Source organism: Marinitenerispora sediminis, assembly GCF_003336425.1.
Lineage (GTDB): Bacteria > Actinomycetota > Actinomycetes > Streptosporangiales > Streptosporangiaceae > Marinitenerispora > Marinitenerispora sediminis.
Genome location: NZ_QEIO01000430.1, coordinates 1 through 237 on the forward strand (window position 1 = coordinate 1; position 237 = coordinate 237).

Below are 237 nucleotides of genomic sequence, written 5' to 3' on the forward strand. Positions count from 1 at the left end.
CCGACATCGGCGGCGTGCAGTGCTGGGACCCCGAGCCCGCGCGCGAGGAGGCCGAGACCACCCGCGGCTGAGGCTCACCCCCGCAGCCGGTGCAGCCGGAGCGCGAGCTGGACCTCCAGCTCGCGCTCCGGCCGGTTCCAGCCGGCGCCCAGCAGGTCGGCCACCCGGTCCAGCCGCTGCGCGACCGTGTTGGCGTGCACGTGCAGCGCGGTCCCGGTCCGGCGCGGGCTGCGCCCC

At 78.9% G+C, this 237-nt stretch carries 1 protein-coding gene; it reads right to left on the minus strand.

Annotated elements, in window-relative coordinates:
- Window positions 1–74: 74 nt before the first annotated feature.
- Window positions 75–237, minus strand: a 163-nt coding sequence (locus DEF28_RS27115) for a helix-turn-helix domain-containing protein (protein ID WP_147280332.1), incomplete at its 5' end; no start/stop codon positions are given.